Raw genomic sequence first — 22029 nt, forward strand, 5'->3', positions numbered from 1 at the left:
GGCCTCATCCTCGGAGTCATTCCCGAGGATGAGGCCTTCTTCTTTCGCGCTCGGTACCGTGGCCGCATGGTCAAGTTCGGCGTCAACATGGTCGTCCCCGAGACCCGTGCGGCGTGGGTCGAGAAGTGCCGCAAGGCCGAGGACCTCGGATTCGACGTGATCGGCGCGGCCGACCATCTCGGCATGGCGCCGCCGTTCCCGGCCCTCGTGCTCGCCGCCGAGGTGACGAGCCGCCCTCGGCTCAACACCTTCGTCATCAACACCGCCTTCTACAATCCGGTACTGCTGGCCCGCGACGTCACCGGCACGGACCAGTTCACCGAGGGCAGGCTGGAGCTCGGCCTGGGGGCCGGTTACGTGAAAGCCGAATTCGAAGCGGCGGGTATGGAGTTCCCGCGCGCCGGAAAGCGCGTCGATCATCTCGAAAACACCATCGAAGTGCTCAAAAGGCTCTATGCCGACGTAAACCACAAACCGCCGACCGTGCAGAAGCCGGGGCCGCCGCTGATGATCGCCGGACGTGGCGACAGGCTGCTCACGCTCGCCGCCGAACACGCCGACATCATCGGATTCACCGGCACGGCGGCCGTTCCCGACGGCGGTGCGCTCGCCGTCGACGACGCGGCCGGAATCGAAGAGCGGGTGAGCTTCGCCCGCGGAAAACTGAACGGCCGCGCTGTCGAATTCAATATCCTCTCCCATTTCGTTGCCGTGGTCGAAGATCGCCGAAAGGGTCTGGAGAGCCTGCGAGAGCTGCTCGACGGCAAGCTCACCGTCGACCAGCTCGCCGAACTTCCGACGGCCCTCGTCGGCACCCACGAGCAGATCGCCGAACAGATCCTGGCGCATCGCGAGCGGTTCGGTTTCACCTACTTCACCGTGCTGGAGCACAACATGGACGCGCTCGCGCCGGTGATCGAATCGGTGCACGACAAATGATCGACGTACGCGGGCTCGGTGTCCAGGCCGGGGAGCACTGGCTGTTCGACGGCCTCGACTTCGAAGTCGAGGCGGGTGAATGCGCCGTCATCGTCGGCCCCAACGGGGTCGGGAAATCGACCCTGCTGCGGTGCCTCTACGGAACGCAGACTCCGCAGCGGGGCCGTGTCGTCGTCGCGGGCGGCAAGCCGGACGAACGCGACGTTTCCTTCCGCCGCAAGGTTTCCGTGCTGTTCGACGATTCCGATTTCTTCGCCGAACTGACCCCGTTGCAGCATCTCGAACTGCTGGAGGGCTCGTTCGGTACCGATCTCGGCGATTTCGACGCGCTTCTGGCGGACGCGGGCCTTTCGGAACGCGCGAAGGTCACCGCGGGCAAGTTCTCGGCCGGGCAACGCCGTCGTCTGCTGCTCCTCGGCGCGACCGCGCGCCCGCACGACGTCCTGCTGCTCGACGAGCCCGAGCGGGCGCTCGACGCCGCGGGGAAGGAATGGCTGACGTCGTTGATCAAGCGTTCGACCGACGCCGGGGCGGCCGTCGTCGTGGCCACGCACCATCCCCCGCTGCTCGAAGCGGCCGACTCCACCCTCGAGTTGTGGTGACCACGAAGGCGCCCACGCACGTCCCGGGACGACAGCGATTCGGCGGCCTGTTCAACGGTGACTACCAGACCTTCCTGGCACTGTTCGGTTCCGGCGCGCTGTTCACCGCGTTCCAGAACCTGCCGAAACTCCGGGATTTCCTCTTTGGACAGTCCGTTGTGGACTTCCCGGCGGTGTTCGGGCTGCTGATCGTGCTGTGCGCGATGTTCTGGCGCGGCCTGCTGCGCCGCGGTTTCGTCTGGGCCGAACCGGCGGCGCTGACCTGGATGGACTTCGCCCGGGTCGACAGGCGCCGTGTCGTCGTCAAACGGATGTGGACGCTCTGGTTCGGCCTGGTCGTGGTGGTCGGCTACACCGGGGCGCTGGTCACCGCGATCGGCGGCGGCTCGAAGGACGTGTGGATCGCGATGTCGGCGTTGACCGCCTCCGGGGCGATCCTGGCCGCGGTCACCGCGCGACGGACGGCGATCCGCGGGGAAACGCTCGCGCCGGTCGTGCTCGCCATGACCGGTCTGGCGTTCCCCGCCGCGGGATGGGGCCCGATCGCCGTCGAGGTGCTGGCAGGCGCGCTGTTCGTGGTGGCGGTCGCGGTGGCCTTCGGCGGCGAGCCGATGTCCGGGGTCGGGCGCCAGGAACTCGTCGACGGCTGGAACGCGCGGCTCCTGCGGGCGATGGCCGCGGTCTTCATGGACCCCATGCTGCTGATCCCGGAATCGAAGCCGGTGCCGTGGCTGTCGCTGCGGCGGCCGACGACGCTGCGGCTCGCGTGGGCCGGGGTGCTGGGCCGCATGCGCTACGCGGCGGCCGGAGTGGTGATCGCGTGCCTGGTCGGCGTCGCGCACCTGGTCTTTCCGGCCATCCCGGCCGCGCCGTTGTTCGCGATCGGCGCGTACGCGGCGCTCGTGCCGTTCGTCGGCGGGCTCGGCGAACTGTGGCGCAACCCGGGCCGCAGGCGGTGGCTCGGTGCGTCCGACTGGGAGTTACGGCTGGTCAACGGCCTGGTGATCGCGCTGCTCGGCCTCGTCTGGGGGATCCTGCTCGGCCTGGTGACGCTGACACTCGGGGTGGTCCCGGGCTGGCCGGTGTGGCTCGCGGTCCCGCTCGCCGTCGTCGCCGCCGCGCGGACGGCGACCCGGCCGCCGATGAATTACGACGTCAGCGGTGGGGCCGCCGGATTCCAGGCCCTGCGGGGAGTCGACGTGCTCGTCGTCGGTGCCGTCTTGCTCGGCGTGATCGCCTGAGCTCACCCGTTCCCGCGTTCGGATCATTCGAATACTCCGAACGCGGGTTACCCTCGATGCGACGAAAGGAGCACGAGTGGGCGGCGGGCACGCACCGGGAAAGGGGCGGCGGGCGACCAGCGAGTTCCCCGCGGGCTGGACCGACGAGCAGATCATCGCGGTGATCAAGGATGTCGCGAACGATCCGAGCGAACCCCGCGTCAGACTGCACAACGGCCGCTGGCGGTGCGCCGGCGAACGGTACGGCGTGCACCTGATCGTGCTGGTCGAGGACAACGGCCACGTCAAGACGGGCTATCCGGTGGCGGGCCCCGGAGTGGTCCGCAATCCCGACACCGCCGCGGACCCGGCGAACCCGACCGTCGCCGACCTTGCCGCCGGCCGGATCAGTTTCTTCGGCGACAGCCTGCTCGAACAGATCGCCGACCGCATCGCACCGGACGTCCTGGCGTTCTACCGCACCTTGCACTGGTCGGGCGAGTGGGAGGAACTGGCCGATGTCCTCGTCGCGCACGCGCTGAACGAGAACCTGCGGCTGGGCGTGGACGAATACGCCACGCTGGAAAGCCTGCTGAACAGCTTCGACCTGCCCATCGAAGGCTTCCTCTACCTGAACGACCGGGCACACGCCCTGGCCGTCCTGCGTCCCTAACTCGCTTCGGCGACTTGTTCGCCGCCGCCCTCGGCGGCCGCCCGCAGCGCGTCCAGCGGCAGCCCGATGGCGTCCGCGATCGCCATCACGGTGAAGAAGGCGGGCGTCGGGATCCGCCCGGTCTCGATCTTCCGGAGCGTCTCGACCGAGATCCCGGCCTCCGCCGCGACCTCGACCATGCTCCGCGAAGACGCCGCGCGCGCGTCCCGGAGCGCCAGCCCCAGCCGCTCGCCGCGTTCGCGTTCCTCGTCCGTCAACGGCACTCGCACCATGGTGCCAATACTAATACCGGTCCAGCCGGATTCCCGAGTTACGCCTCCGATCACGCGAGTTACGCCTTCAAGCACGCGAGTTCCGAGTTGTCCCCACCGAGTTACCCCCAGCCTGTGGACAACTCTGTGCACAGGTCGTGGACAACCCCAAAGAAAGGGCCCCGCCGAGCCGAAACTCGACGGGGCCACAATCCCTAGTGGCTTCAGGCGCCCGCGGGCACCGGAAGTGGGAGTCCGGGGAGGCTCTGGTCGTTCGGCACCTTGCCGTCGACGAGGTAGTCCTCCACGACCTTGTCCACACCCGCGTTGCCGCCGGCGTAGATGCCGTGATCACCCTCACCGGTCACGGTGATCATCCGCGAGCCGGCGAACGCGCGGTGCGCACGGGTCGCACCCTCGAGCGGGGTCGCCGGGTCGTTCACCGACTGGACGATCAGCACCGGCGGGACACCGCGGCCGTCGAGCCTCGGCAGGTCGACCGGCTTGTTCTTCCAGAAGATGCACGGCTGGATCAGCCAGCCCGCGCCCAGCAGCGGCAGATCCCGGTCGATCAGCTTCTGCGACTGCCGGATCACGCTGTTCCGGTTGCCGTACCACGGGCCCTCGTTGCAGGGGATGGACCAGAAGCTGGCGTTGTAGGAGTCGCCGTCGGTCGGGACGAACAGCGGCTGCGGGCCGATGACGCCGTCACCGTCCACCGTCTCCGCCTTGACCTTCTGCGCGGCCGAGGCCTTCTGCTGCTGCGTCGAGGTGCCCTCGGTCAGCGTCTTCAGGTTGACCAGGTAGTCGGCCAGCGCGGTGAAGTTGCGCTTCGAGTAGAGGTACGACGCGATGGTGGAGTCGAGGGCATTGGCCGAAACGGGGACGCCGTCCACCTCGACGGGGTTCTGGGTCAGCGCGAAGCGGACCTTCTCGTAGGTCTGGCGCGCGGCTTCACCGGTCTTGCCGAAGCCGTAGACCTTGTCGTACTTGCCGATCCACGGCAGGAAGTCCTGACGCCAGCGGCGCTCGAAGCCGAGCGGCTGCCAGTCGAACGAGTTCTGCCAGGTGGTGGTGAACTCGGTCGCGGAGTCGAGCAGGAAGCGGCCGGTCCGGGTGGGGAACTGCTGCGCGTAGTGCGCGCCCATCCAGGTGCCCGCCGAGTAGCCGACCCAGTTGATCTTGTCGCGGCCCAGCAGGACACGCAGCAGGTCGATGTCGCGGATGGTCTGCGCGGTGTTGATGAGCGGGCCCAGTTCGCCGGACTTCACCTGGCAGGAGTCCGCCGCGTACTTGGTGGCGTCCAGGATCAGGTTGAGGTTCGCCCGGCTGCGGTCGCGCGGGTCGAGGTCCGAGCCGGTGCCGATCGCGTTGCCGCAGGTGATGTTCGTGCTCTTGCCGGTGCCGCGCGGGTCGAGACCGATGATCTCCTGGTTCGCGCGCAGCTTCGTCTGGTTACGCAGGCGAGCCGGGAAGTTACGGCCCGGAGCGCCGGGGCCACCCGGGTTCGTGATGACGCTGGCCGTCGCCTTGCCGCTGGTGGCGGCGAGGCGGCTGACGGCGATCGTCAGGTCGATGTTCTCGTTCGTCTTGTACCAGTTACGCGGCGCACGGTACGTCGCACACTCGATGTTCTCGGCCCCCGGAGGCGGCGCGGACGGCAGCTCACTGGCGGTGCACTTGTGCCAGTCCAGCTTCTGGTCCGCGTACTTCGCCGGAATGTTGGTGGAGTTCAGCGGCTGCTGCCCGGCAGCCTCCGGCCCTGCGAACGCAGGCGTGAACCCGGCCAGCATGGTGCCGGCGACAGCCGGGATCACCACCGCATAGCGGAGTTTCTTCATCCGATGCCCCTTTGATCTTGCGTGCGAAGTTCCTGTTCGCGACTGCGGCTATTGATATCCGGCGGGGACTCCGACGGCAACCGCCCTTCGTCGTATGAGGCGTCGCTGATCAAATCGATATCGGGCACGCGTGACCCGGGCGGGGGAGAGGTTCTAGGGTCATCGGGACCATCCGGGGGTACGGGAACGTTAGGTGAGGTCCGATGGCGTCAGGTAAGGCAGACGGGAAGGTGAGGGGCTTTCAGTTCAGCCCCTGGAACCTCCTGTTGATCATCCCGTTGCTGGTGCTGATCACGTCCTTGTTCAATACGGACGGTCCCCGGCTGTTCGGGATGCCGTTCTTCTACTGGTTCCAATTCGTGTTCGTGGCGGTCGGTGTCCTGTGCACCTGGATCGTCTTCGTGATGACCAAGGACAAGCCGACCAGTGAGCGTCCCGACCGGCTGTCCGTGGACGAGCTCGATGAGGGGGACGCCAAGTGACCAACATCCAATGGCCAGAGCTGATCATCTTCACGATCCTCTTCGCGGTGGTCACCGTGCTCGGCTTCGTCGCGTCGCGCTGGAAGGCCGGCAACACCCTCGACCACCTGGACGAATGGGGGCTCGGCGGTCGCAAGTTCGGCTCGTGGATCACCTGGTTCCTGCTCGGCGGTGACCTCTACACGGCCTACACGTTCGTGGCCGTCCCCGCGCTGATGTTCAGCGCCGGTGCGATGGGTCTGTTCGCGCTGCCGTACACGATCATCGTCTACCCGATCGTGTTGATGCCGGCGCTGCGCATGTGGTCGGTTTCGCGCGTCCGCGGTTACGTGACGCCCGCCGACTTCGTCCGCGGCCGGTTCGGTTCGCCGACGCTGGCGCTGCTGATCGCGATCACCGGCATCATCGCGACGATGCCGTACATCGCGCTGCAGCTCGTCGGCCTCGAAGCGGTGCTGCGGACCATGGGCATCAACGGCTCCGGCATCGTCGGTCACCTGCCGCTGCTGGTCGCCTTCATCATTCTTGCGGTCTACACCTACCAGTCGGGTCTTCGCGCGCCCGCGCTGATCGCGTTCGTCAAGGACATCCTGATCTACCTCGTGATCATCGTCGCGATCATCTACCTGCCCTCGAAGCTCGGCGGCTGGTCGGCGATCTTCGACGCGGCCGACGCGAAGTTCGACAAGTCGCCCTCGCAGGCGGACGGCATCCTGCTCAACGCCAACAACCAGTTGCAGTACGCAACGCTGGCGCTCGGTTCGGCGCTCGCGCTGTTCCTGTACCCGCACTCGCTCACCAGCGTGCTCGCCTCGCGCGGCCGCAGCGTGATCAAGCGGAACATGGTCGCGCTCCCCGCGTACTCGCTGGTGCTGGGTCTGCTGGCGCTGCTCGGCTACGTCGCGATCAGCGCGTCGGTCTCGCCGATCACCAACAACGCGACCGGCAAGCCCGACACGAACACCGTCGTCCCGGTGCTGTTCGACACGCAGTTCTCGTCGTGGTTCGCCGGGATCGCGTTCGCCGCGATCGGCATCGGCGCGCTGGTGCCCGCGGCGATCATGTCGATCGCGGCGGCCAACCTGTGGACCCGCAACATCTACAAGGAGTACATCAAGAAGAACGCGACGCCGGGCGAGGAAGCGAAGCAGGCCAAGCTCGCTTCGCTGATCGTGAAGTTCGGCGCGGTGGCGTTCATCCTGTTCATCGACCCGCAGTTCTCGATCGACCTGCAGCTCATCGGCGGTGTGCTGATCCTGCAGACGCTGCCCGCGGTCGCGATCTCGCTCTACACGCGGTGGTTCCACCGCTGGGGCCTGATCGCCGGCTGGGTGGTCGGCATCGGCTGGGGCCTGATCATGCTCTACAACATCCCCAACCCGGCGACCGGCAAGGCGCACTTCGGTGGCTCGGCGCTGAAGCTCGGCGATCTGTCGATCTTCGGCTGGCACCCGCTCAGCGGCTCGCAGCTGCAGATCTACGTCGGGTTCGTGGCGCTGATCGCGAACCTGCTGATCGCCGTGATCTTCACGGTGATCGCGCGGCAGCTGAAGGTCTTCAACGGCACGGACGACACCGAGGCCGCGGACTACCACGCCGACGAGCACGACAAGGATCTCCGGGAAATCGGCGTCCACTGAGTCAGCTTTGAGAAGGGGCCGCGTCCTGCCGGGACGCGGCCCTTTTCGTCGCGGCGTTCGCGGCGAGATAGAGCACGAGCCCGTTCAGCAGGTGCCAGAGGAAATGCGTCCCGGCGGGGAAGTTCCCGCAGACCGTGTGGTCGGCCGTGCGGAACGACAGGGACACCCCGAAGACGCCGGCAGCCACGGCGAACCTGCGGCGATCTTCACCCCGGAGGATGACCGCGAAGATCACGAGCCCGATCAGCGCCGAGAGGTACAGCCCGCCGCCCAGTGACGCGACGACGGCGGTGAAGGCGAGGAACACGGGGATACCGAGCCAGGCCAGCCGTCGGCGGACGCCGAAGAAGACTCGCGGGAACACGGCGGCGTAATACAGGACGAACACCAGGATGAAGCCGGTGTCGGCCGCCGCGGACCAGCGGGTGGCGAGCAGGTGGAACGCCGTGCTGCCGAGGAACACCAGTCCGATGAGGACGCCGAACACGCGGCCCTTCGGCTGCCGCCAGACCGCGATCGCCGCGATCAGGAACGCGAGATTGCTGAGGCTGTTGAGCGGCTCGCCCCCAAGGCCGGGGACGAGGCGTTCGCAGTAGCCGTCGACGTACGCCGTCCAGTTCACTCCCCCAGATAACCCTGCCCGCGTGAACCGCGGATGTCTTCGACGTCGCTTCCTTTCGCATCACCTCGCGCAGGCCGTCAGGCGCCGGGTGAGGAAGCGGCGTCGCGGTTCCGAGCAGGGCAGCGCGAGCGCACGCCGGTAGTGCTCCGCGGCGCGCACGGGGTCGCCGGCCCGCAGCCACAGGGCGCCGAGGACGGCGGGGAGCAGCGTGTAGTCCGGCAGATCGGCCTCGATGGCTTCGAGTTCGGCGATCCCGGCGACGGCGCCGTCCACCATCGAAAGCGCGATCGCGCGGTTCAACCGTGCCACCGGTGATGGCCGCAGCGCCAGCAGATCGTCGTACAGGCCGACGATCCGGCGCCAGTCCGGCGGCGAAGCCGTGCCGTGGCACAGCGCGATCGCCGCCTCGACGTGGTAAGCCGACATCTCCGGCCCGGTGCACGCCCGCTCGAACAGCCGCGTCCCCTCGGCGATCATCGCCTGGTCCCAGCGGTCGCGGTCCTGTTCGTCGAGCAGAAGCAGGTCACCGTCCCGGTCCACCCGTGCGGGCAGCCTGCTCCCCTGCAGCAGCATCAGCGCGACCAGCGCCCGCACCCTCGGCAGATCCGTCTTCGGCTCGGCCAGCAGCAGCCGCCCCAGCCGGATCGCCTCCCCGCACAGTTCGCCGCGCACCGCGACCTCTCCGGTCGTCGCGTCGTAGCCCTCGGTGAAAAGCAGATAGAGCACGGCCAGCACACTGTCCACTCTGGACTCCAGTGCGTCGGGCCCCGGCAGGGAAAGCGGCTTCCCCGACTCCCGCAACCACTTCTTCGCCCGCACCAGCCGCTGCGCCACGGTCGCCGGTTTCGTCAGCAAAGCCGCCGCGATCTCGTTCACCCCTAGTCCGCCGACGGTCTTCAACGTCAGCGCCACCTGCGAGACCGTCGGCAGTGCGGGATGACAGCACAGCAGCATCAACACGAGTTCGTCGTCCGTCCCCCGGCCGGCTTCGTGGGCGTCGAGTTCCACGAGCCGCGGGAGCAGGGTGCGCAGGGTCTGTTCGCGCCGGACGACGTCCATCGCCCGGTTTTGTGCGGCACGGAACAACCAGCCCCGCGGGTTATCCGGGATTCCGGCCTGGGGCCAGGTGCGCAGCGCCTGTTCCAGCGCGTCGGCGACGGCCTCTTCGGCCAGGTCCAGCCGTTCGGGGCCGAGCGCCCTGGCCAGCGTGGCGACGATCCGCCCGGCACTGTGCCGGAACAGATGCTCCACCACGCCGGCCGGGCGGCTCATGACGGCATCAGTCCTCACAACCGCGTTCGCCGACCTTGCGCACCTCGATCGGCCCGAACGCCAGATGCGGATGCGTCGCGAAGATCTTCTCCGCCTGATCGAGATCCGCGGCTTCGATCACCTGGTAGCCGCCGACGATCTCGGTGGCCTCGGTGTGCGGTCCGTCGGTCGCGCCGACCTCGCCGCCGGAACCGCGCAGCACCCGGCCGCTCTTCGACAGCCCGCCGCCGCCGACGAAGCGGCCCTCCTTGGTGCGTTCGTCAGCCCAGGCGATGTAGCTCTCGAGCACGCGTTGCGCTTCGTCGGGGCCGAGGTGGTCGTGCGAGTCCGTCGTGGAGCGGATGAATCCGATGTAGTGGGGCATGTCGTCCTCCTTGGGAATCGATGGCCCCTAGACGAACGAGCGCTCCGCGAATCGACATCGTGCGGAAGTCACAGCTCCAGCCGCCAGGTCTGCCCGGTCAGCTCGTAACCGAAGCCCGTGATCGTCTCTTCGCTCACCAGCCGGAAGCCGGCCTTCCGGTAGATCGCCCGCGCCGCGTCCAGCAGCGAGACCGTCCAGAGTTCCATCGCCCGGTAACCCGATGCCCTCGCGAACTCGACGCATTCGGCGACCAGGCGTTTCCCGACGCCACGTCCTCGTGCGGCCGGTTCCAGGAGCAGCATTCGCAGCTTCGCGGTGGTGCCGTCTTCGGCGGGCATGCAGAAAATGCTGCCGACGCGCTCGCCGTCGAGTTCGGCGATCCAACCCGCTTGGCGCGGATCTCCGCGCCTGTCGACGTACTCCGCGACGACACGGGCGACGAGCGCTTCGAACCGTTCGTCCCAGCCGTACTCGCGGGAGTAGAGAGCGCCGTGGCGGTGGACGACCCAGCCGAAGTCACCCGGCCGGGGCGGGCGCAGGACCAGTGCGGGATTCGAGGCGCGCTCGCCGACCAGCGACGAGATCGTGTCCATGGCACCGAGCAGCCGCTCCTGCTCGTCTTCGCCGAACTTGCCGAGCAGCGAGCCGATCCGGCCCACCGACCGGTGGTCCAGGACGGCGAAGGCCTTGCGGCCGTCCTCGGTCAGCCGGACGATCTGACGGCGAGCGTCCTCGTCGCTGCGCTCGCGGGTGAGGAGGCCTCGTCCCTCGAGCCTCGCGAGCAGCCTGCTCGCGTATCCGGCGTCGAGGTCGAGACGTTTGCGCAGGTCGGTGACCTGGGTCGAATCCTGCTGCGCGAGTTCGAAGATGACCCTGGCTTCGCTCAGGGAGTACTCGGCGTCGGCCGGTCCTTCGTCGAGGACGCCGATCACGCCGGTGTACAGGCGGTTGAAGGCCCGGACGGTCGCCACCCGGTCCGCGGTTCGATTCATTTGACCACCTCAACATATTCGTTGACTGAGTCAAGTGTTACTCCGCGAAGCGGTGAAGGCAAGAAATCTTTCGGGGGTGGACATATGGAAACCCCGTGATGCTGCCAGGTCGGGGGTCCGCCAGCATCACGGGGTCGTAGTGGGTATCGACGCCGCGTTCCACGGCGTTACACCTCACGCACTATGTGTCGTAGGTCACTCGAATGGGCGACACCTACAACGGTTGTCCTCGGGTCAGCGCATGTGCGTGTGACGCGCCTGGGAGATAGCGATGAGCTCCTGACGAACGGTCGCGGTGGCCGCGGTGTCGATCGCCCGGTTCAGGGCCCGGCGAGTGCGAGCCTCGGCGCGACGGGCACGGAGCTTGGCGGCGATGTTGTTCATCGGTTTTTGTCATCCCCTTGGGAGTAGATCTTGCGTCTTCGTGGCTGTGCTTCTAGTATGCACCCTTTTTCACAAGGAAGCCAACGATTATCCGGTGACTTGGCACACCTGCCGATGAATCATCGGCAACTAGAGCGTAAAACCGGAGAGATTTGGTGGCGCCGGTCACTTCTTGATAACGCTGACCGCCTCTAGCGTCTGCTCTATACGGCGGAAGAGGGTGCGATGAAGTGACGGTAGGAGTATCTACCGCTTTCTAGCGTTGAGCCGATAAACCTGAAGAGAGCCTTAGTCCCGGCCGAGCAGGTAGTGGCCGAAGTGCGGGACGGTGAAGGCGATGTGCCCGCGTTCGGCGGAGTACACCAGGCCCTTCTTCATCAGGCTGTCCCGCGCGGGTGACAGGGACGAAGGCTTCCGCCCCAGGTAGACGGCCACATCGGCGGTACCGGCGGACTCGTCCCGGCCCTGGGTCAGCTCGGCCATCGCGAGCAGGTACTCCCGTTCGGCGGGTGTCGCGCGCTCGTAGCGGGAGCCGAAGAAGCCGACCGCGAGCTCCGATTCGGCCTCTGGTGCCGCGACCTGGACGTCCTTCACGGTGATCGGATCCGCCGGAGCGGCATCCCAGGCGGCCTTGCCGTAGGCCTGGATGAAGTACGGATATCCGCCCGACGCGTCGAACAGGGCGTCCAGTGCCTCCGGTTCGATGCCGGCGTCCTCGCGTTCGATGGGCGCCATCACCGCGAGGTCGGCGTCTTCGCGCTCCAGCCGGTCGATACGCGCGTAGCGGAAGAGGCGTTCCGAGTACGACTTCGACGCCGAAAGGACGGCGGGCACGTGCGGCAGCCCCGCACCGACCACGACCAGCGGCGCCCCGGACTGCGAGAGTTCGTGGCAGGCGGCGCAAAGCGCGGAAACGTCCTCCGGCAGCAGATCCTGGATCTCGTCGATCAGCAGCGCGACCCCGGTGCCGACGTCGGCCGCCAGCTCCGCGACCTCGGTGAACAGCTCGACCAGGTCGATCTCGATGTCGCCGGAATCGGCGCGGCCCTGAGCGGCGGGCACGTCGATGCCCGGTTGCCAGCGGTCACGGAGTTTCGCGTCCGGTTTGTTGGCGCGCAGCGCGAACGCCTTGAGCACGCCGAGCACCTGCTCGACCCGGTCCGGCGCGCGATGGCGCACGGCGAGGTCGCGGATCGCGCGGTGCAACGCGGCCGAGAGCGGTCGCCTGAGTTCGGTGTCCGGGCGGGCTTCGATCTTGCCCGCGCCCCAGCCGTGCTTGATGGCCCGCGAACGCAGCTCACCCAGCAGCACGGTCTTCCCCACGCCACGCAGGCCGGTCAGCATCAGGCTGCGTTCGGGTCTTCCGCGGGCGACCCGTTCGAGCACGACCTCGAAGGCCTGGAGCTCGCGCACGCGGCCTGCCAGCTCGGGCGGCCGTTGACCGGCGCCCGGGGCGAAGGGGTTGCGGATGGGATCCACTCTCACACGCTATCGGCGTTTCTAGCTCTCGCCCGATATTCCGCCATAGAGGGATAGGCGTGTCGCGACGGGTTGCTCCGAGTGGACGGGTCTGCAGCCCCGTCCCTCGTTTTAGTCGCGCAGGTTGCGCTCGGCGTAGACCGCCATCGCGTCACGGATGTACTCCGCGGTCCCTTCACCGTGCTTCTCGTCGTACTGCCCGTAGCGCGGGTCGTCGACGTACAGCTGCCCGAGACCGGCGAAGTAGCCCTTCGAGACGGCACGCACGGCCGGCCGAAGCCACTCGTACAGCCGCTGCGTGATCGCCTGGGCCTCGTCGCCGTCGGCGGGCAGACCCTTGGCGCGGGCCTCGCCGAAAGCGGCGGCGATGTCCTTCTGTTCCTGCTGGTGCGCCTTCTTGTCCTCGGCGCTCAGCGACTTCCACCACCGGTCACCCTGCTTGTAGGCGTCGGTGCCCCAGCGTTCGGTGACCTCCTTCTCGTACTTCGTGTGGTCGAAGCCGTCGAACACTTCCGTTGCCATCAGTTGTTCACCTCTTTCCGTCTTCTTCAAGGTCGTCCTGACCGATTCGATCTGCCGTCCGAGCCGCTGTCGCTCCTGCTCCAGCCACTTCAGGTGCGTGCGCAGTGCCGCTGTCGTGTCCTGCTCCCCTTCGAGGACTTCGCCGATCGCGGGCAGGCTCAGCCCGAGTTCACGAAGCAGCAGGATCCGTTGCAGCCGCACCAGCGCTTCCTGGTCGTAGTAGCGGTATCCGTTGCTCCCCACCCGGCTCGGTTCGAGCAGCCCGATGTCGCCGTAGTGGCGCAGCGTGCGGCTCGTGGTCCCGGCCGAGCGGGCGAGGTCCTGGATCGACCACTCCTTCTCGTTCGGCATGTCCACGAAGGTAGAGGTTGACGTTGCGTCAAAGTCAATCGAAGTTCACCCGTCCGTGGCATGGTTCACGAATGAAGACATTCGCGCTGGTCATCGCCGCTGCGCTGACCCTGACGACGGCCGGGGTCGCCGACGCGCATCCGCGTCGCGCCTTCGACATCCAGGCCCACCGCGGCGGGCTCGGCCTCACGGTCGAGAGCACGCTCGCGTCGTTCGGCAAGGCGATGGAGCTGGGGGTGACCACGCTCGAACTCGACATCCAGATCACCAAGGACGGTCGCGAGGTGATCACCCACGACCGCAAGACGACACCCGCGAAATGCCGCGACACCGCGCCCGCGACGCCCGGCGACCCGGCATATCCGTACGTCGGCAAGTACGTGAAGGACCTGACGTTCGCGCAGGTCCGCACGCTGGACTGCGGTTCGCTCCGGCAGCCCGCGCATCCCGGCCAGACGCTCTCCCCCGGCGCCAAGATGCCGACGCTCGCCGAGCTCTTCCAGCTCGCGAGGGACCACCGCGCCTGGGGCGTCAAGTTCAATATCGAGACCAAGGTCGAGGCCGCCGCGCCGCACGAGACGGCACCGCGTGAGCAGTTCGTCCAGCGGGCGGTGCGCGAGATCGTGCGCGGCGGGTTCGCGCACAACGTCTCGATCCAGAGCTTCGACTGGGGCGCGCTGATGCGGTTCCGCGAGGTCGCGCCCTGGCTCCCGACGGTCGCACTGACTCAGCCCGAGTTCCTTCAGGTGGGGCAGCCTGGCAAGTCGCCGTGGCTCGGCGGGCTCGACATCGACGACTTCGGTGGAAGCCCCGTCCGCGCGGTGAAGTCGTTCGGCGCGAAGGCGCTCTCGCCGGTGCACGGCAACCCCCAAGGCGGCAAGGTCGGCGACCCGGACTACCGGCCGTTCACGACGAAGGCGCTGGTCGACGAGGCGCATCGCGCGGGGATCAAGGTCGTGCCCTGGACGATCAACGACCCGGCCACCATGCACAAGCTCATCGACGACGGGGTGGACGGCATCATCACCGACTATCCGGACCGGCTGAGGGAGGTCGCGGCCGACCGCGGGTTCAAGCTGCCCAAGGCGTATCGAGCCCGCTAGGGAAATCTAGCGTCGTCTAGTACCAGAGAAATATTCCGGGATACACCGTTAGCGCGGTTCGGCGGCGTGGCGGGCGGGAAGACTGGGGTTAGGTTTGTTTCCCGGGTCCGGATCAGAAAGGTTACGACCGTGATTCTCCGTCGCGTCGCACGTCCGCTCCTCGCCGCGATCTTCATCTCCGGCGGTATCGGCGCGCTGAGGGACACCCAGGGGCACGCCAAGGCCGCGGAGCCGTTCCTCACCGAGTCCTTCGACAAGCTGGAGGGCGTGGTGCCGGAATCGGTGCCGCGTGACCCCGCCACCCTCATCCGGATCGACGCCGCGGTGAAGGTCGGCGCCGGGGTCGCGCTCGCCACGGGCAAGGCACCGCGTCTGGCTTCGCTCTTGCTGCTTGGCAGTCTCGTCCCGACGACGCTGGCCGCGCACCGGTTCTGGGAGATCAAGGAACCGGCGGAGCGCCAGCAGCAGCAGATCCAGTTCATCAAGAACGCCGGCCTCGCCGGTGGCCTGCTGTTGGCCGCCGCGGACACCGCCGGCAAGCCGTCGCTCGGCTGGCGCGCGAAGCGTGCTGCCTCCAAGGCGGAGAAGCACGCCGAGAAGCTGGCGAAGAAGGCCGAGAAGCGTCTGACCAGCTGAAGTCCCGCAATTAGTCACCTACTTGCGCCGAGAAGAGCCGCAAGTAGGTGACTAATCGCGTGGGGTCACGAGGTGAAGGCCTCGATGTCCTCCGCCTCGACGACGGTGCGCACCTCGACCTCGATCTCGTCAAACAGCGCGGCGTAGGACTCGGCGAACGAGACGGCCTCAGCCAGGTCCTTGGCGTTGATCAACGCGAACCCGCCGATGACCTCCTTGGCCTCGGTGAACGGGCCGTCGGTCGCGGTGATCTTGCCGCCGCGAACCTTGCGGACCTTCGCGCCCTTCTCCGACGGGTGCACACCCTCCGCCGTGATCAGGAACCCCTTCTCGAACGAGTCCTGGATGAAGGCGCCCATCTTCTCGATGAACTCCTTGCTGGGGTTCCAGGCTTCCGGGGCGCTCTCGTCGAGCCGGTGCATCATCAGAAACCGCATCGCTGCTCCTCAGTGTCTTGGCGGGCTGTTTCTACCTCGCCTTCACCGACGCGTCGAGCGGCTCGACGACGGTTCGACATTTCGTTCAGAAAATTCTCAGCGGCTCGCCACCTTCTTGTACTGAGCCGTCGCCAGCGGCGCGAAGATCGCGATGATGGCGACGCAGCACAGGATCGCGTACAGCGAAGCGTGCTCGGCAGGCCAGCCCGTCGGGGCCGCGCCGAAACGGTTGCCGAACAGGTCACGGGCCGAGTTGATCACCGCGGTGAACGGGTTCCAGTCCGCGATGGCCTTCAGCACGCCCGGCAGCTTGTCCGCCGGGACGAACGCCGTCGAGATGAAGCTCAGCGGGAACATCCACATCAGGCCGGCGCTCTGTGCCACCTCGACGCTGCGCGCGACGAGCCCGATCCACGCGCCGACCCAGGACAGCGCCCAGGCGAACATCAGCATCACGAGGTAGCCGAGTACCGCGTCGAGGAAGCTGCCGCGGATCCGCCAGCCGACGAGCAGCCCGCACAGGGACATGACGATCAGCGCGACCACGCTGATCACCAGGTCGGACGTCGTCCGGCCGAAGATCACCGCGAGGCGGGAGATCGGCAGCGAACGGAACCTGTCGATGATGCCCTTCTGCAGGTCGTTCGCGAAGCCGATCACGGTGAACGCCGAGTTGAACGCGACCGTCTGCGCGAAGATGCCCGCGATCAGGAACTCGCGATACGCGAGGCCGCCCGCTTCCCCGCCGATCGCGTCGCCGAAGACGTACGCGAACAGCAGCACGAACATGATCGGCTGCAGGGTCGCCGCCATCAGCCAGTCCGGGTTGCGCTGGACGTTCTTCAGGTTCCGCCAGGTGATCACGCCACCGTCGGAAAAGGCTTTAGCGACCGCGCTCACTTCTTGTCCCCCTCGTCCGTCGCGTGCCCCGTCAGCGAAAGGAACACGTCGTCGAGCGTCGGCCGGTGCAGCGCGACGTCCTGAATGGCGACGCCGTGGCCGTCCAGCCGCCGCAGTGCCTCGATCAACGCCTTCGGCCCGCCCTCGACCAGGACGTCGACCTTGCGGGTGTGCTCGTCGACCGACGGCGTGCCCGAGCCGACCTCGGTCAGCACCTGCGTGGTGATGGCGAGGTCGCTCGCGTTCGCCACGACCAGTTCGAGCCGCTCGCCGCCGATCTCCTGCTTGAGCTCGTCGGCGGTGCCGCGCGCGATGACCTTCCCCTTGTCGATCACCACGATCGAGTCGGCGAGCTGATCGGCCTCCTCCAGATACTGCGTGGTCAGCAGCACGGTGGTGCCGTCGGCGACGAGCTCCTTGATGACCTCCCAGGTGTCGATCCGGCCGCGCGGGTCGAGCCCGGTGGTCGGTTCGTCGAGGATCACCACGGTCGGCTCGGCGACCAGCGCGCCCGCTAGGTCGAGCCGTCGCCGCATACCGCCGGAGTACGTCTTGGCGGGGCGGTCCGCCGCGTCCTCCAGCCGGAACCGGGCGAGCAGCTCACGCGCCCGCGATTTCGCCGCGGCCTTCTTGCTCCCGTACAGCCTGCCGACCATGTACAGGTTCTCGAACCCGGTGAGGTTCTCGTCCACGGCGGCGTACTGCCCGGAGAGCCCGATCGACCGCCGGACGGCGTCGGGGTGGGCCAGCACGTCGTGCCCGGCCACCTCCGCCTCGCCCGAATCCGGGCGGAGCAGCGTGGTCAGGATGCGGACCGTCGTCGTCTTCCCGGCACCGTTCGGCCCCAGCAGGCCGAGCACCTTGCCCTTCGGGATCGACAGATCGACCCCGTCGAGCGCCCGTGTGGACCCGTAGGTTTTGACCAGCGCTTTCGCCTGAACTGCGAACATGCGGTCAACCTAGACCCCGGCACCGACAAAGGCACCGGGGTTTTTCCTCCGATTCGCTCAGAGTGGACTTACTACTTCTCCAGGATGGCCGTCACGCCCTGGCCGCCGGCGGCGCAGATCGAGATGAGCCCGCGGCCGGATCCCTTCTCGTTCAGCAGCTTCGCGAGCGTGGCGACGATACGGCCACCGGTCGCGGCGAACGGGTGCCCGGCCGCGAGCGAAGAACCGTTGACGTTCAGCTTCGCCCGATCGATGGAGCCCAGCGGCTCGTCGAGGCCCAGCTTCGACTTCGCGAACTGCGGGTCCTCCCACGCCTTGAGGGTGGCCAGCACCTGCGACGCGAAAGCCTCGTGGATCTCGTAGAAGTCGAAGTCCTGCAAAGTGAGCCCGGCCCGCGTGAGCATCTGCGGGACGGCGTACGCGGGAGCCATCAGCAGGCCCTCGTCGCCGTGGACGTAGTCGACGGCCGCGGTCTGTGAGAACGTCAGGTACGCCAGCACCGGCAGCTTCCGCGCCTTCGCCCACTGCTCGGTCGCGAGCAGGACCGTCGACGCGCCGTCGGACAACGGCGTCGAGTTGCCCGCGGTCATCGTGCCCTCGGGGCCACCGAAGGCGGGCTTCAGCTTCGCGAGCTTCTCGACGCTGGAGTCCGGCCGCAGGTTCTGGTCACGCGCCAGCTTCAGGTACGGCGTCACCAGGTCGTCGAAGAAACCCTTGTCGTACGCGGCGCCAAGGCGCTGGTGGCTGGTCGCGGCGAGCTCGTCCTGCGCCTCGCGCGTGATCTCCCAGACCTTCGCGGTCAGCGCGGCGTGCTCGCCCATGGACAGGCCGGTGCGCGGCTCGGAGTTGCGCGGGATCTCGGGGACGATATGGCCGGGGCGCAGCTTCGCGGCGAGCTTCAACCGCTCGGGCAGCGTCTTCGCGGCGTTGAGCCGCACCAGGATCTGGCGCAGGTCGTCGTTGACCGCCAGCGGCGCGTCGGACGTGGTGTCGACGCCGCCCGCGATGGCCGAGTCGATCTGGCCGAGGGCGATCTTGTTGGCGACGTTGATGATCGCCTGGAGACCGGTGCCGCAGGCCATCTGCACGTCGGACGCCGGGGTGGCGGGGTTCAGCCTGCTGCCGAGGACGCTTTCGCGGGCGAGGTTGAAGTCGCGGGCGTGCTTGAGCACGGCGCCGGCGGCGACCTCGCCGATCACCTCGTCCTGCAGGGAGAAGCGGCTGACCAGGCCGTCGAGGGCGGCCGTGAACATGTCCTGGTTCGACGCTTTCGCGTACGGACCGTTCGAGCGGGCGAAGGGGATCCGGTTACCGCCGATGATCGCGACCTTGCGCACGGGTGCCGTCCTTTTCGTGGCCATTTTTTCCACTCCTCCGTAGGCTCTCTCACACTGTAACCTACTAGCGAGTAGGTTAGACTGCGACGTGACGCAAACTGCACGGGAGGCACGTAATGGCTGACAGGTACCAGCAGTTCACGAAATCCCCGGTGGGGAAGTTCGTGGTGCCGAAGCTCGGCCTGCCGAATCCCGCCACGCTCCGCCGGTACAAGCCCGGCCAGCCCGCTCTCGAGGGTCCCGCACTTCTGGGCGCCGCGCCGGGCGGCCGTCTCGAAAAGGTGATCGAGGCGCAGCTGCACCGCGCGGGTGTCGAGGTCCTCTCGACGGCGGCCGACAAACACGCCGCGCTCGTCTTCGACGCGACAGGCGTGAAGGACCCGAAGCAGCTTCGCGAGGTCTACAACTTCTTCCACCCGGTGATCCGGAGTGTTGGGCCGTCGGGCCGCGTCGTCGTCCTCGGGACGCCGCCGGAGCTGGCCGAAGGACACGAGCGGATCGCGCAGCGCGCGCTCGAAGGCTTCGTGCGCTCCGTCGGTAAGGAGCTGAAGCGCGGCGCGACCGCTCAGCTCGTGTACGTCGCCGAAGGTGCCGAAGAGGCCACTGAGTCCACGCTCCGGTTCCTGCTGTCGGCGAAGTCCGCCTTCGTCGACGCCCAGGTCATCCGCGTCGGCACCGAGACCAAGACCGCCTCCGCCCCGGCCGACTGGACGAAGCCTCTCGACGGCAAGGTCGCCCTGGTCACCGGCGCTTCCCGTGGTATCGGCGCGGCCATCGCCGAGGTGCTGGGCCGCGACGGCGCCCACGTCGTCGCGCTCGACATCCCCGCGCAGGGCGCGGACCTGTCCAAAGTGGCCAACAAGGTCGGCGGCTCGTCGCTGCAGCTGGACATCACTGCCGCCGACGCGCCCGAGAAGCTCGCCGAGTACCTGACCACGCGCCACGGCGGCGTCGACATCGTCGTGCACAACGCGGGCATCACGCGGGACAAGACGCTCGGCAACATGACCGAAGGCGGCTGGGACTCGGTCATCGCGGTCAACCTCGCCTCGCAGCTCGCGGTGAACGAGAAGCTCGTGGCCGACAAGGTGCTGCACGAGAACGGCCGCATCATCGGTGTCTCCTCGATCGCCGGTATCGCGGGCAACGTCGGCCAGACCAACTACGCCACCAGCAAGGCGGGCGTCATCGGCATGGTGAACGACGGCGCGCCGAAGCTCGCCGAGTACGGCGGCACGATCAACGCCGTCGCGCCCGGCTTCATCGAGACGAAGATGACCGCCGCCGTCCCGCTGTTCATCCGCGAGGCCGGGCGCAGGTTGTCCAGCCTCGGCCAGGGTGGGCTCCCGGTCGACGTCGCCGAGACGATCGCCTGGTACGCGAACCCGGCTTCGGCCGCGGTCAACGGCAACGTGGTCCGCGTCTGCGGCCAGGCACTGCTGGGGGCGTGAGCATGGCCGTCAAGGAACTCCACGAGTCGCCGAGCCTGTCTTCGCTGTATCCCAAGGCGTTGCTCGGTTCGCTGCGCAAGAGTGGCGGGGACACGCTGCCGGGCACCGAGTTCGTCCGCGAGGGCGTCGTCGTCGATCCGGCGCACCTCGCCGCATACAACCAGGTGTGCGGATTCCGGCTGGACGACGTGCTCCCGGCGACGTACCCGCACATCCTCGCGTTCCCGCTGCAGATGGCGCTGATGACCGAGGCCGACTTCCCGTTCCCGTTGCTGGGCATGGTGCACGTCGCGAACCGGATCACCCAGCACCGGCAGCTGCGGCTCGACGAGTCGTTCACCCTGCGCGTGCGCGCCGAGGATCTGCGCCCGCACGAGAAGGGCAAGCAGTTCGACGTCGTCAGCGAACTGCTGGTCGGCGATAGTCCTGTGTGGACGGACGTCAGCACGTACCTGCGCCGCGGTGGCGGCAGCGGCGAGAAGACCGCGCGCGGTCAGCTCTCCCAGCCGACGGCCAACGCGATCTGGCACGTGCCCGGCGACATCGGCCGCCGCTACGCCGAGGTCTCCGGCGACCGCAACCCGATCCACCTGCACCCGATCACCGCGAAGGCGTTCGGGTTCCCGTCCGCGATCGCGCACGGCATGTGGACGAAGGCGCACGCGCTCGCGGCGTTCGAGGGCAGGCTCCCGGAGGCGTTCGCCGTCGACGTCAAGTTCAAGCAGCCGGTCCTGCTGCCCGCCAAGGCCGCTTTCACCACCTGGAGTGAAGGCGACGGCTGGGCCTTCGAACTGTGGAACGCGCGCAAGCCGAAGCCGCACCTGGAGGGCTCAGTCGTCGCTCTCTGACGGCTTCCAGATCTCGCCCTCGACGAGGTCGTTGAACCCCAGCCAGACCAGGTTCATCAGCCACGAGGCGAGCACGCCGTCGGAGACGTCGGGGTGGTCGAGGGCCCAGTCGGCCAGCGACTCGGCCGCCCCGACCAGCGCGGCGGACAGCCCGGCGCCGGAGAACTCAGCCTGTTCGGCGAGGCCCTTGCGGGTGCCGGCGGAGACGACCAGCGCGGCGACCAGCTCGATCGCGCGGGTGCGCATGTCGGTGATCTCCGCGGCGAAGGCACCGCCGACGGTCATGGCCTGGCGGTGCAGCACCGTCCAGGACTCGCGGTAGTCGGCGACGAACCGGTAGAACGCCCGCAGGCCGTGCCAAAGCTGCATGTCGGGCGGCAGGTCGGGTTTGATCCCGTCCTGTACCGCCTCCAGCAGGCGGGTGGCTTCGCGGCGGATGCACGCGCCGAAGAGGTCTTCCTTCGAGCCGAGATAGGTGTAGATCATCGGCTTGGACACGCCGGCGACCTCGGAGATCTCGTCCATCGACGCGGAGTGATAGCCGTAGCGCGAGAACACCGAGACCGCTGCGTCCAGGATCTGGCGTTCCCGCACCGCTCTCGGCAGCCTTTTGGCGCGTTCGGCGGGACGCGGTACTTCCTCGGACACTCAGGACCTCCCCTTAGTTCGCGTAAGACGCTACCGGGCCACCACCGGCAAGGGTGATTTCGGCACGCTTGCCCGCCTACCTACT

24 protein-coding genes are annotated in these 22029 nt (G+C 67.8%); 10 read left to right on the forward strand and 14 right to left on the reverse strand.

Going from position 1 to position 22029, the window contains the following annotated elements; genetic code table 11:
* The first annotated feature begins 66 nt into the window (after positions 1-66).
* From BLW75_RS25070 to BLW75_RS25085, 4 genes are all read left to right on the forward strand, one after another.
* A complete protein-coding gene (locus tag BLW75_RS25070; protein WP_034314222.1) occupies positions 67-939 on the forward strand; it encodes an LLM class F420-dependent oxidoreductase in 873 nt (290 codons plus the stop codon).
* The gene (locus BLW75_RS25075; protein WP_034314220.1) at positions 936-1541 is read left to right on the forward strand and encodes an ABC transporter ATP-binding protein; all 606 of its coding nucleotides are present in this window, start codon (positions 936-938) and stop codon (positions 1539-1541) included. Before BLW75_RS25070 ends, BLW75_RS25075 begins: the two co-directional genes overlap by 4 nt.
* Complete coding sequence (locus BLW75_RS25080; RefSeq protein WP_034314217.1) at positions 1535-2782, forward strand: DUF6297 family protein; 1248 nt, start codon at positions 1535-1537, stop codon at positions 2780-2782. The genes BLW75_RS25075 and BLW75_RS25080 overlap by 7 nt, the downstream gene beginning before the upstream one ends.
* 76 nt (positions 2783-2858) lie before the next feature.
* Positions 2859-3434 carry an EndoU domain-containing protein gene (locus tag BLW75_RS25085; RefSeq protein WP_034314216.1) on the forward strand — a complete coding sequence of 192 codons (576 nt, stop codon included), beginning with the start codon at positions 2859-2861 and terminating at the stop codon, positions 3432-3434.
* Here BLW75_RS25085 and BLW75_RS25090 read toward each other — a convergent pair.
* Entirely contained in the window at positions 3431-3706 is a 276-nt protein-coding gene (locus tag BLW75_RS25090) for a helix-turn-helix domain-containing protein (protein WP_034314214.1), read from the reverse strand. The genes BLW75_RS25085 and BLW75_RS25090 overlap by 4 nt on opposite strands.
* A gap of 203 nt (positions 3707-3909) precedes the next feature.
* A complete protein-coding gene (locus tag BLW75_RS25095; RefSeq protein ID WP_034314212.1) occupies positions 3910-5526 on the reverse strand; it encodes an alpha/beta hydrolase in 1617 nt (538 codons plus the stop codon).
* A gap of 203 nt (positions 5527-5729) precedes the next feature.
* Here BLW75_RS25095 and BLW75_RS25100 point away from each other — a divergent pair, with 203 nt between their 5' ends.
* Both BLW75_RS25100 and mctP read left to right on the forward strand, forming a co-directional pair.
* Positions 5730-6008, forward strand: a complete 279-nt coding sequence (locus BLW75_RS25100; RefSeq protein WP_034314210.1) for a DUF3311 domain-containing protein — start codon at positions 5730-5732, stop codon at positions 6006-6008.
* Positions 6005-7648 (forward strand): monocarboxylate uptake permease MctP, encoded by a 1644-nt coding sequence (mctP, locus tag BLW75_RS25105; RefSeq protein ID WP_034314208.1) that lies wholly within the window; start codon positions 6005-6007, stop codon positions 7646-7648. Before BLW75_RS25100 ends, mctP begins: the two co-directional genes overlap by 4 nt.
* Before the next feature lies 1 nt (position 7649).
* On the opposite strand, the gene BLW75_RS25110 is transcribed toward mctP, so the two are convergent.
* The 7 genes from BLW75_RS25110 to BLW75_RS25135 form a co-directional block, all read right to left on the reverse strand.
* A complete protein-coding gene (locus BLW75_RS25110; RefSeq protein ID WP_034314205.1) occupies positions 7650-8270 on the reverse strand; it encodes a hypothetical protein in 621 nt (206 codons plus the stop codon).
* Between the two features lie 60 nt (positions 8271-8330).
* Positions 8331-9542 (reverse strand): RNA polymerase sigma factor, encoded by a 1212-nt coding sequence (locus BLW75_RS25115; RefSeq protein ID WP_034314204.1) that lies wholly within the window; start codon positions 9540-9542, stop codon positions 8331-8333.
* A 7-nt stretch (positions 9543-9549) separates the two neighbouring features.
* Entirely contained in the window at positions 9550-9906 is a 357-nt protein-coding gene (locus BLW75_RS25120; RefSeq protein ID WP_034314202.1) for a YciI family protein, read from the reverse strand.
* 68 nt (positions 9907-9974) lie between these two features.
* Positions 9975-10898, reverse strand: a complete 924-nt coding sequence (locus BLW75_RS25125) for a bifunctional helix-turn-helix transcriptional regulator/GNAT family N-acetyltransferase (protein ID WP_034314200.1) — start codon at positions 10896-10898, stop codon at positions 9975-9977.
* A gap of 234 nt (positions 10899-11132) precedes the next feature.
* Positions 11133-11282 (reverse strand): hypothetical protein, encoded by a 150-nt coding sequence (locus tag BLW75_RS42935; protein ID WP_007032374.1) that lies wholly within the window; start codon positions 11280-11282, stop codon positions 11133-11135.
* A 288-nt stretch (positions 11283-11570) separates the two neighbouring features.
* Positions 11571-12761 (reverse strand): ATP-binding protein, encoded by a 1191-nt coding sequence (locus tag BLW75_RS25130; protein ID WP_007032375.1) that lies wholly within the window; start codon positions 12759-12761, stop codon positions 11571-11573.
* Positions 12762-12872: 111 nt separating this feature from the next.
* Positions 12873-13634, reverse strand: a complete 762-nt coding sequence (locus tag BLW75_RS25135) for a MerR family transcriptional regulator (RefSeq protein WP_034314426.1) — start codon at positions 13632-13634, stop codon at positions 12873-12875.
* Positions 13635-13705: 71 nt separating this feature from the next.
* Here BLW75_RS25135 and BLW75_RS25140 point away from each other — a divergent pair, with 71 nt between their 5' ends.
* Together BLW75_RS25140 and BLW75_RS25145 are read left to right on the forward strand one after the other, a co-directional pair.
* On the forward strand, positions 13706-14737 hold the full coding sequence (locus tag BLW75_RS25140; RefSeq protein WP_034314197.1) for a glycerophosphodiester phosphodiesterase family protein: 1032 nt from the start codon (positions 13706-13708) through the stop codon (positions 14735-14737).
* A 129-nt stretch (positions 14738-14866) separates the two neighbouring features.
* Positions 14867-15373 (forward strand): DoxX family membrane protein, encoded by a 507-nt coding sequence (locus BLW75_RS25145; RefSeq protein ID WP_034314195.1) that lies wholly within the window; start codon positions 14867-14869, stop codon positions 15371-15373.
* A gap of 65 nt (positions 15374-15438) precedes the next feature.
* Here the strand turns inward: BLW75_RS25145 and BLW75_RS25150 are convergent, their stop codons facing one another.
* The 4 genes from BLW75_RS25150 to BLW75_RS25165 form a co-directional block, all read right to left on the reverse strand.
* Positions 15439-15810 carry a YciI family protein gene (locus BLW75_RS25150; RefSeq protein ID WP_091598314.1) on the reverse strand — a complete coding sequence of 124 codons (372 nt, stop codon included), beginning with the start codon at positions 15808-15810 and terminating at the stop codon, positions 15439-15441.
* A gap of 96 nt (positions 15811-15906) precedes the next feature.
* On the reverse strand, positions 15907-16710 hold the full coding sequence (locus BLW75_RS25155) for an ABC transporter permease (RefSeq protein WP_034314193.1): 804 nt from the start codon (positions 16708-16710) through the stop codon (positions 15907-15909).
* A complete protein-coding gene (locus BLW75_RS25160; RefSeq protein WP_034314190.1) occupies positions 16707-17660 on the reverse strand; it encodes an ATP-binding cassette domain-containing protein in 954 nt (317 codons plus the stop codon). Before BLW75_RS25160 ends, BLW75_RS25155 begins: the two co-directional genes overlap by 4 nt.
* Positions 17661-17731: 71 nt before the next feature.
* Positions 17732-19021 (reverse strand): acetyl-CoA C-acetyltransferase, encoded by a 1290-nt coding sequence (locus BLW75_RS25165; RefSeq protein WP_034314188.1) that lies wholly within the window; start codon positions 19019-19021, stop codon positions 17732-17734.
* A gap of 92 nt (positions 19022-19113) precedes the next feature.
* Between BLW75_RS25165 and BLW75_RS25170 the strand changes: the two genes are divergently transcribed.
* Positions 19114-20448, forward strand: a complete 1335-nt coding sequence (locus BLW75_RS25170) for a 3-oxoacyl-ACP reductase (protein ID WP_034314185.1) — start codon at positions 19114-19116, stop codon at positions 20446-20448.
* A gap of 2 nt (positions 20449-20450) precedes the next feature.
* A complete protein-coding gene (locus BLW75_RS25175) occupies positions 20451-21296 on the forward strand; it encodes a MaoC family dehydratase (protein ID WP_034314183.1) in 846 nt (281 codons plus the stop codon).
* On the opposite strand, the gene BLW75_RS25180 is transcribed toward BLW75_RS25175, so the two are convergent.
* On the reverse strand, positions 21279-21944 hold the full coding sequence (locus BLW75_RS25180; RefSeq protein ID WP_034314179.1) for a TetR/AcrR family transcriptional regulator: 666 nt from the start codon (positions 21942-21944) through the stop codon (positions 21279-21281). The two genes, BLW75_RS25175 and BLW75_RS25180, sit on opposite strands and share 18 nt — an antisense overlap.
* Between the last annotated feature and the right edge of the window lie 85 nt (positions 21945-22029).

The sequence above is a fragment of the Amycolatopsis lurida genome, from assembly GCF_900105055.1.
GTDB lineage: Bacteria > Actinomycetota > Actinomycetes > Mycobacteriales > Pseudonocardiaceae > Amycolatopsis > Amycolatopsis lurida.

Coding starts and splice junctions, on each gene's coding strand:
- BLW75_RS25100 (WP_034314210.1), top strand. CDS start 5,730: ATGGCGTCAGGTAAGGCAGACGGGAAGGTGAGGGGCTTTCAGTTCAGC.
- BLW75_RS25170 (WP_034314185.1), top strand. CDS start 19,114: ATGGCTGACAGGTACCAGCAGTTCACGAAATCCCCGGTGGGGAAGTTC.
- BLW75_RS25075 (WP_034314220.1), top strand. CDS start 936: ATGATCGACGTACGCGGGCTCGGTGTCCAGGCCGGGGAGCACTGGCTG.
- BLW75_RS25070 (WP_034314222.1), top strand. CDS start 67: ATGGTCAAGTTCGGCGTCAACATGGTCGTCCCCGAGACCCGTGCGGCG.
- BLW75_RS25120 (WP_034314202.1), bottom strand. CDS start 9,906: ATGCCCCACTACATCGGATTCATCCGCTCCACGACGGACTCGCACGAC.
- BLW75_RS25090 (WP_034314214.1), bottom strand. CDS start 3,706: ATGGTGCGAGTGCCGTTGACGGACGAGGAACGCGAACGCGGCGAGCGG.
- BLW75_RS25125 (WP_034314200.1), bottom strand. CDS start 10,898: ATGAATCGAACCGCGGACCGGGTGGCGACCGTCCGGGCCTTCAACCGC.
- BLW75_RS25140 (WP_034314197.1), top strand. CDS start 13,706: ATGAAGACATTCGCGCTGGTCATCGCCGCTGCGCTGACCCTGACGACG.
- BLW75_RS25095 (WP_034314212.1), bottom strand. CDS start 5,526: ATGAAGAAACTCCGCTATGCGGTGGTGATCCCGGCTGTCGCCGGCACC.
- BLW75_RS42935 (WP_007032374.1), bottom strand. CDS start 11,282: ATGAACAACATCGCCGCCAAGCTCCGTGCCCGTCGCGCCGAGGCTCGC.
- BLW75_RS25115 (WP_034314204.1), bottom strand. CDS start 9,542: ATGAGCCGCCCGGCCGGCGTGGTGGAGCATCTGTTCCGGCACAGTGCC.
- BLW75_RS25175 (WP_034314183.1), top strand. CDS start 20,451: ATGGCCGTCAAGGAACTCCACGAGTCGCCGAGCCTGTCTTCGCTGTAT.
- BLW75_RS25150 (WP_091598314.1), bottom strand. CDS start 15,810: ATGCGGTTTCTGATGATGCACCGGCTCGACGAGAGCGCCCCGGAAGCC.
- BLW75_RS25135 (WP_034314426.1), bottom strand. CDS start 13,634: ATGCCGAACGAGAAGGAGTGGTCGATCCAGGACCTCGCCCGCTCGGCC.
- BLW75_RS25160 (WP_034314190.1), bottom strand. CDS start 17,660: ATGTTCGCAGTTCAGGCGAAAGCGCTGGTCAAAACCTACGGGTCCACA.
- BLW75_RS25165 (WP_034314188.1), bottom strand. CDS start 19,021: ATGGCCACGAAAAGGACGGCACCCGTGCGCAAGGTCGCGATCATCGGC.